The sequence below is a fragment of the Spiroplasma poulsonii genome (assembly GCF_009866525.1).
Classification (GTDB): Bacteria; Bacillota_I; Bacilli_A; order Mycoplasmatales; family Mycoplasmataceae; genus Spiroplasma; species Spiroplasma poulsonii.
Genome location: NZ_CM020866.1, coordinates 1,880,482 through 1,888,250, shown reverse-complemented (window position 1 = coordinate 1,888,250; position 7,769 = coordinate 1,880,482). Strand labels below are relative to the sequence as shown.

13 protein-coding genes are annotated in these 7,769 nt (G+C 23.1%); 9 read left to right on the top strand and 4 right to left on the bottom strand.

Annotation, left to right across the window (positions count from 1 at the left end; translation table 4 throughout):
- The 9 genes from MSROBK_RS10715 to MSROBK_RS10675 form a co-directional block, all read left to right on the top strand.
- On the top strand, positions 1-698 hold a 698-nt coding region (locus MSROBK_RS10715; RefSeq protein ID WP_159373292.1), incomplete at its 5' end, for an Mbov_0401 family ICE element transposase-like protein.
- Positions 699-1,699: 1,001 nt separating this feature from the next.
- Complete coding sequence (locus tag MSROBK_RS10710) at positions 1,700-1,873, top strand: hypothetical protein (protein WP_157944220.1); 174 nt, start codon at positions 1,700-1,702, stop codon at positions 1,871-1,873.
- Between the two features lies 1 nt (position 1,874).
- Positions 1,875-2,012, top strand: coding sequence for a hypothetical protein (locus MSROBK_RS10705; protein WP_157944221.1), 138 nt, complete (start codon positions 1,875-1,877; stop codon positions 2,010-2,012).
- Between the two features lie 2 nt (positions 2,013-2,014).
- Complete coding sequence (locus tag MSROBK_RS10700) at positions 2,015-2,437, top strand: single-stranded DNA-binding protein (RefSeq protein WP_105628879.1); 423 nt, start codon at positions 2,015-2,017, stop codon at positions 2,435-2,437.
- Complete coding sequence (locus MSROBK_RS10695) at positions 2,418-3,074, top strand: hypothetical protein (protein ID WP_105628880.1); 657 nt, start codon at positions 2,418-2,420, stop codon at positions 3,072-3,074. The genes MSROBK_RS10700 and MSROBK_RS10695 overlap by 20 nt, the downstream gene beginning before the upstream one ends.
- A complete protein-coding gene (locus tag MSROBK_RS10690) occupies positions 3,058-3,732 on the top strand; it encodes an ERF family protein (RefSeq protein WP_105628881.1) in 675 nt (224 codons plus the stop codon). Before MSROBK_RS10695 ends, MSROBK_RS10690 begins: the two co-directional genes overlap by 17 nt.
- On the top strand, positions 3,732-4,229 hold the full coding sequence (locus MSROBK_RS10685; RefSeq protein WP_105628882.1) for a hypothetical protein: 498 nt from the start codon (positions 3,732-3,734) through the stop codon (positions 4,227-4,229). Before MSROBK_RS10690 ends, MSROBK_RS10685 begins: the two co-directional genes overlap by 1 nt.
- Positions 4,219-4,422, top strand: a complete 204-nt coding sequence (locus tag MSROBK_RS10680) for a hypothetical protein (protein WP_105628883.1) — start codon at positions 4,219-4,221, stop codon at positions 4,420-4,422. The genes MSROBK_RS10685 and MSROBK_RS10680 overlap by 11 nt, the downstream gene beginning before the upstream one ends.
- Positions 4,415-4,624 carry a hypothetical protein gene (locus MSROBK_RS10675; RefSeq protein WP_040093953.1) on the top strand — a complete coding sequence of 70 codons (210 nt, stop codon included), beginning with the start codon at positions 4,415-4,417 and terminating at the stop codon, positions 4,622-4,624. Before MSROBK_RS10680 ends, MSROBK_RS10675 begins: the two co-directional genes overlap by 8 nt.
- 18 nt (positions 4,625-4,642) lie before the next feature.
- On the opposite strand, the gene MSROBK_RS10670 is transcribed toward MSROBK_RS10675, so the two are convergent.
- The 4 genes from MSROBK_RS10670 to MSROBK_RS10655 form a co-directional block, all read right to left on the bottom strand.
- Entirely contained in the window at positions 4,643-4,972 is a 330-nt protein-coding gene (locus MSROBK_RS10670) for a hypothetical protein (protein ID WP_133165044.1), read from the bottom strand.
- A gap of 77 nt (positions 4,973-5,049) precedes the next feature.
- Positions 5,050-5,682: a hypothetical protein gene (locus MSROBK_RS10665; protein WP_040093812.1), complete on the bottom strand. Its 633-nt coding sequence runs from the start codon at positions 5,680-5,682 to the stop codon at positions 5,050-5,052.
- A gap of 2 nt (positions 5,683-5,684) precedes the next feature.
- Positions 5,685-6,860, bottom strand: coding sequence for a hypothetical protein (locus MSROBK_RS10660; RefSeq protein WP_105628885.1), 1,176 nt, complete (start codon positions 6,858-6,860; stop codon positions 5,685-5,687).
- Entirely contained in the window at positions 6,850-7,767 is a 918-nt protein-coding gene (locus MSROBK_RS10655; protein WP_040093811.1) for a hypothetical protein, read from the bottom strand. Before MSROBK_RS10655 ends, MSROBK_RS10660 begins: the two co-directional genes overlap by 11 nt.
- Positions 7,768-7,769: the final 2 nt, after the last annotated feature.

Genomic DNA, 7,769 nt, shown 5'->3' with positions numbered 1-7,769 from the left:
AAAATAAATTGGGTGTTATAGAATTAGATAACATTCCAGAATATATTAGAAAAAATAGTAAATTAACTAATTTTGTTAATAAATTACTTATATTAATTACAAGTTATTATGATATTAATGACAATATTGAAATTATGGTATTAGGTGATGGTGCACCTTGAATTAAAAATATTGCAAAAGTTATTCAAGAATATTTCCCTAAAAATAAAGTACATTACACCATAGATAAATTTCATCTTACAAGTAGATTTAAAAAACTATATCCGTTTCAAAATAAAAATAAAGAAAATAGAGAAACTTATCATAAAACCGTTGATTATTTTTATAATGCAAAATATGAAGAATTATTACAATGCTTAGAAAACAGTTCTTCTTTTATAAAAGAATCAAAAATGAAATTCTTAAAAGAAACAATTAAATTAATTAAAAATAATGAAGAGGGTGTCAGAAATCAAATATTATGAAATAATATTGGTTGTCATATTGAAGGTGATATATCACATTACTGTAAGGGTGTTTTGGTTAAAAAAGCAACTTATCATGAAAAAACTCTTAAAAATAAATTAAATACTAGTATGATGAATTTTAAAAATAAAATTAATTTATTTAACACTAATGAACCATTAGAAGAAAATAGAATTAATTATTCAGTTAATAATTTTAATAAAAAATTACAACAAAACTTATATCTTTATTAATTTTATATAATAAATTAAGTAATTTTAATAAAAATATATTTTTTGTTGTGAAAAAATTTAAAAAATACTAAAATATTATTGACAATAAAATTAAAAGTTATATACTATAGATAAGTAAGTGGTATATTATTCCACAATTTCTAAGATATTAATTAAAACCCTTAAATAATACATACAACCTTTATGGTCGCATGGGAAAAAGAAGGGTTTTAAAAAATACATAGAAATTGAATAAGAATAATAAATTAAACCATTTACTAAAATGGTTTTTTTATTTGTAAAACCAAAATTATTAATTGATTCAGAGAAAGGGCAACATCTTAAGTTCTTAAAATAGAAACTTTTATCACAACTTTTTGATACCTTCTTTAAGTTATGTTACACATTTATTAAATATCTTAGAAATCTTTACAAAATGTCTTCTGTTTTTTCTCCTAATTTAAGGTGTTGTCCTTTCTCTGTTTCAGTTAATTATTTTATTAAAATTACAACTTAATGCAGTGTGGAACGGTTATTTTAAATAACTAAGTGTTTTTATTCCACAGGAGGCGGTCTAGCCCAGCGGTAATTAGTCCGGAAATAATAGACGCTTTAACAAGCGATAGTCGTGATAAGTCCAAGGTTAATATCAAACGACAATAAACCATAGAGATAATGACTTTATAAATAAATTTGCGATAGATATTACTTCTTAGAAGTGACAGCGGTTTAAAAACCACAAAGTCAGCATTAGGCTCTTCAAGGTGCAAGTAGATTTATTTTAAAAACTGAACGTTTTGACCTGAAATGGTGCGGATGAAGAGAGAGAAAACTCTCTGGCTCCAAAAGAAAAAAACAACTGTCGATTATTTAACTAACAACATACCGCCACCGCTCACCCGTAGTGAAGCGGATGGCGTAGTAAATAAATAGATAAATACTTAATTATATAACTAACTCTCGCTTTGGCACTTTCACTTTGGAGTGAGTGCCAGCGAGTTAAAAATAGGAGGAATTAAATTATGAATAAAAGATATTTATTAGTAATGAAAAGTAAATATGGTGATTTTAAAACTTTATTATTTTATACATTAGAAGAAGCAAAAATTACTGGTAATGTTGAAAATAAACAAGGATGAGAAACAACAATTATTGATTTAGAAGATAACAATATTAAATGACAAGGATGTGAATAATATGTGAAAAGATGAAAATGGTTATGTTTATACTGAAGATGATTTATTTAATTTAGCATTAGAAGAATGTCATTCAGAAGATAGTGCTTATGAATATATTGATAATTTAATTGAAGAAATGGAATTAGAGGAAATTTAATAATGAATAAATTTATTGGAATTGGTAGAACAACTAAAGATATTGAAATTAAAAAAACACAAAATGGTAAAGAATATACCATATTTCAATTAGCAGTAATAAGACCTTATTCTACTCAAAAAGAAACTGATTTTATATCTTGTCAAGTTTGAAATAAACAAGCAACTGTTTTACAAAAATATTGTCAAAAAGGTAGTCAAATAGCAGTTACTGGTGTTTTACAATCTTTTAAAAATAAAGATAATAAAACTGAATGAATAGTACAAGTTTCTAATTATGAATTTTTACATACAAATAATGATTTAAAAAGAGATATATTATTATCTAAAAAAACACCAGAAATAATTGCAGAAGAACAAATAAATTATAGTTCAGAAGATATTAAAGATTTAATGGGTGATAATGATGCCATCATGTGAGATTAAACCATTATATATTTATAATAATGAATTACATAAATATAGTATTTTAATCCCTAGTGTTAGTCAAATTGTTAATATTTTAGTGCCAAAAGATTATTCGCAAATTGATGAGAATATTTTAAAATTAGCACAAACTCGTGGAATATGTTTACATAATATGATTGATTGTTGAATAAAAAATAATTTTGATGATGAATTAATTGAGTTTATTAATTGTGATATAAAATCACACAAAGATATTTTTAATAATTTTACAAAATTATATCAAGAAACTTTTAAAGATATTAAATTTAAACATTATGAAACTGAAAAAACACTTTATAACCCTTTAATGTGTGGTACAACTGATTTTATTGGAATAACTATTGATAATGAATATATAATATGTGATTGAAAAATTACTAGTTCTAATGAAGAAACTGATATTAAACGCTATATTTGACAATTAAAACTTTATTATTTATTAGAAAAAGATTTTTGTATAGATAGTAAAAAAATATTAATGATAATTATAAATCCAAAATTAAAAATAGTAATTAAAGAAAAAGTTAATATTACTAAACAAGATTTAGAAAAAATTAAAGATGCCATTTTAATATGACAAGAAAGAGAGGAATGAGAAAATGCAACAAGAAACTAAAAAAACATTAATAGCAAGTATTGGTGAAATTCAATCTAATATAAATATTTTTGTTGGTAAAAATGCAAGGAATGATTTTAATAAATATAATTATTTTACTGAAAGTGATTTATATCAAACTTTAAAACCACAATTAAAAGAGCATCATATAACTTATACAATTCAAGCAGTTGGTGAACCAACATTTATTAATAATGATAAAATGGTAAATTATTATTCAAAAGGTTTATTAACACTTTATAAAAATGATGAAAAATTAGAATTAGGAATTATTTTATCAGCACAAAATTCAGATATTGCAAAAGCAGTTGGTAGTGCTTTAACTTATGGTGCTCGTTATTGATTGTGTAAGACATTTGGTATAGCAACTGATGAATTAGACCCCGATAGTACTGAAATAAGTAAAGAAAATAGTAATCAAGTTATTAAAGAAACTAATAAGCAACAAATTAATAATTTAAATCCAAATTGAATGAGGGAAGAGCATTTTAATAATATTAAAGATTTTATTACAAATACAAAAATAGAACAAGATATTATTTCAAAAGGTAAAAATTGAATAAAAGAAGAATTAAATGTTGAAAAATTATCACCAGTTATAATTAGAAAGCAAAGCGAAGATTTTTATTATCAATTTAAAGAAAGATTTTTAAGATAATGATAAAAATAGGTATTGACCCATCAGGAACTGGTACTACTGCTATTGTTATATATGAAGATAATAAATTAATTAAACAAAATGAATTTACTAGTAAATATTGAAAAGAACATTATAAATTTATTGATGAATTTATAGATGAATATTTATATTCAGATTATTATGTAAAAAATAAAGGTGAACTTTTTCCAAAAGGATTAAATATTGAAGATTGTTTATATACATCTGCTAATGCTAGTAAAGATAGAGATGATTTATTAAGATTACTGGGTGCGATTGAAAATACTTGAGTTAGTTATAATTGAGTATCACCACGCCATACTAAATCAGTTGTTAAAAATATGGAAAATTTAAGTAAATATAATGATAGTTCTGTATGAAAATATGAAAAAGATACTAATTTAACTTATGAATATGGTAAAGGTTGAAAATATAAGAATGAAAAAATAAGTAATCATTTACGAGATGCCATTATTATTGCTAATTATGAGAGTTAATATTATGAAACATTCATATAATCAAAAAACTGGAAAATATTATTCTTGCAAAATTAGGAATGTTAATATTTACTTAAATAAAAACGAAGAAAAAGTTTGAAATGAATTAAATTTTAGTACTTATTCTCAAAAAATAGAATATCTTATTAACTTTTATATAACACATGATAAAGGAAATAAAGAATATGAATAATTATATTTTATGTTATCGCTCTGAACAAGGTAATCGCCCTTGTAAAAACCCTCGTGGTGAATATATAATTGGGATTGATAAACAAGATGTAGATATTAATTCAACTGAATACTGAGAATATTATAAAAATAATTATGGAGAAAATAATTTAGTTATTTGTAAAGTTAAAAATTTATACTTAATATTAGAAAATAAAAAATAACCAATTAAGGTTATTTTTTTAAATACTATTTGTTAATTTTTTAATAGCATCTTTTTGTGCTTGCTTTTTATCATTTACTTTAACTTGTTTTTTAACATTTTTAATTTGACCTGTTTTTAATGCTAATTCTGTTGCATAATCAGGTCCTCTTAAATGCTTTTCGTGAGCAATAACAGCAGTTCTTAATTCTCTAATTTCTGCTTTATATTTTTTAATTTTTTTAGCAGATAATCCTAGAATACCAAGACTACCCATTCCACCCGCACCCGCTAACACAAGTAAAGCAATCATTAATGTTTCATTCATTTTATTTAATTCCTTTCTTATTCTTACTCAAACAGTGGCCATCTATCCTTTCAGAACAAAATAATTTATAAATTAAACTATATAACCACCCAAAAATATCAACCGCCCCTATATATAGTCTATTTTAAATTTAATTCTTTGTTATTTTCTTCTTGTTTTTGTTTTTTAATATTTTCATTTTGTATATTTTTAAATATTTCTTCTGTTATGCCATCTAAATTATTTCATTGTTTTGCTAATCTTGGTTGAATAACACGCGGATTAATCCGACAATCTAAACAATGTCTTAAATGGTCTTTTTTTCATTTTGATTTATCAATTCAAATGATAATTAAAGAAATTATTAAAGTAATTAAAGGTAATATTGTAAATACTAATCCCATTTTAGATATTTTTAATCTTGGTATATCAATTTTCATATCTACTTTTGGTTTACTACTAGCAACAAATATGCCCTGAATTCCATACGTAAATAAAGGTGTTAATAAAATAGCAATGCCATTACCTCAATATTGACCATAATTATATCAATTAATATCATCTTTAATTGCATTAATCATTCCATATTCTAACCAACAATTTAATGCTAAAAATATCAATGTATAAAAACTAACTACTCAACTACGAATTTTATATTTTCTTTCTCATTCTCTAATATCTTTATGAGTTCAATTATAAGTTGGAATAGGGTCTTTTTTAAATCAATTTCAAGGTAACGCCCCCTTTAATCAAGTTGTTTTATCTTGCTTCATAATTAACTCACCAATTTTCTTTCAATTTTTAAATTAACTATATTTACATTATCATAAGAACTAATAAGACCATTTGTGTCAATATACCAAACAATTCCACAACCAATATCAAAATCTTTAAAAGTTTCTACAAACATATATGGTAAAATTGAAAATTGACATCATATTTTATATTTAAATTTAGAACTATCAAAATCTTTAATTTGATATTCAGTTGCTGGTTTAAAATCACTAGTATCTACAAATTCTCAATCATTACCAACACTAATAGAAATATCACCATTACCTAATAATGAATTACCATTAATAGTTTTAATATTTTCCCCACTTACTAATTTATCTTGTTTAAGAATAATATCTTGTGATGTTTTTACAATATATTTATCATCTTGCTTATCAATATAAGCTTTATTTAAATCACTATCTTTAATACCATATGATGGAATATCACCACTTTGTTTTGCTTTTCAGACATTATCTTCATAATAAATCGTGTTATTATCAAATGGAACTATTAATTTAATATATTCATTATAATCAATTTTAGAAAAATCATTAATAATTGGATAAGTAATATTTATTGAACCATCTGTTTGCAATCGCTCTTTTAATCAAAATAATAATGTTGGATAAAATGTTTTTTTAGTAATATATTTATATTCTTCTTCTCATGGATGAGAATAGTTTCCTAAATGATAATTATACGGTCTAGATACCGTTTTACTAGATATAATATCAATTATTTCACCTGCTAATTTTAAAGCATTTTTAACATCACGAGTAATATTTTCATTTGCTTCTGGGTCATTAGTTTGTGAATATGCTACACCACCTTGTGAAAATGAAGCACTACCAGTTAAATCATTAACTCCTTTTGGTAAATATCAATTTATAACTGCTAATAAACAAGCCGATTGAATATAACTTAATCATTTATCATATTCAATTAAACCAGTATTATCTTTTTTTACTCAAGGAAACAAATCTTTTTTATTAATTTTATCTGAAATTGTCCCACCTGATAATCTATCCATTCATAAACTAGTTTTTAAAATAGCATTATAAATTAAGTTATCATTACAAGCAGATTGCTTTCTATCATTAATAGGTTGTCAAAGTTTACTTTCTTTCACATCTTCAACTGTTATAAATAACAAATTACTTAAATTATTTTCCATATAAAACACCTCTTAATTGATTACGATATTTATTTTTTAAATTACTTGGCTTATAACTATTAACTCTTGTTTTTGTTTTCTTAATTGTTTTGATAGTTTGATTAGTTTTGTAAAACATATTTTTAACTGGTGATTTATATAAATTCTTAATATTTTTAACATCACTTTTTCGTTCTCGATACCATTTTTTATTATTAATTTCACCAGCAAAATTAAAATTAAAATGGCCAATCTTTAAATTATTAATAAACTTTTTAATTTGTTGTAATTTTTGAACTGTTGGTAATGTTAATTTAGTAGTTCCTTTGGGATATTTTTCTTTTAATCCTCTTGGCAGTCTTTTTTTAATATAATTTCTTAAATGACTAGGTAATCATTTTCTTAATCAATAACGTCAAAATAAAGTACCCGCATTAGAAACGGCATTACTTAATAATTTTCAAATTTCAACTGGAACACTAGGATAAACATAGGGACCATAAAACTTCGGGTGTTTTGCTGTTTTTGTATATATTAAAATAGTTAAATTACCTGTTAAAGTTAATTTATTTGTAATATTAAACATACCACTATCAAGTCAACTACTATTTAAAGGTTGTCAATTAGTATTTAGATAATTTTCTTTTTTAAATTGTTCTCTATTTTTAATATTATTATCTTTTTCTAATTGACTTAATATTTGTTGAATTTCTCTTTTATGACCCTTTTTAATTAAATCTAAATAAGTAAATGGATTTAACCACTGATAAATATCTTCAATCTTATTTGTAATTTTTTGTAGCGGATTAGAATAATATGAAGCAAATTTGTTAACCTTATTAATTAAATTAACAAATTTATTTATTATTGATTTATTACCTAAATTCTCTGCTAATAAAGTTAAAATTCGTAATATTAATAAGTTCATTG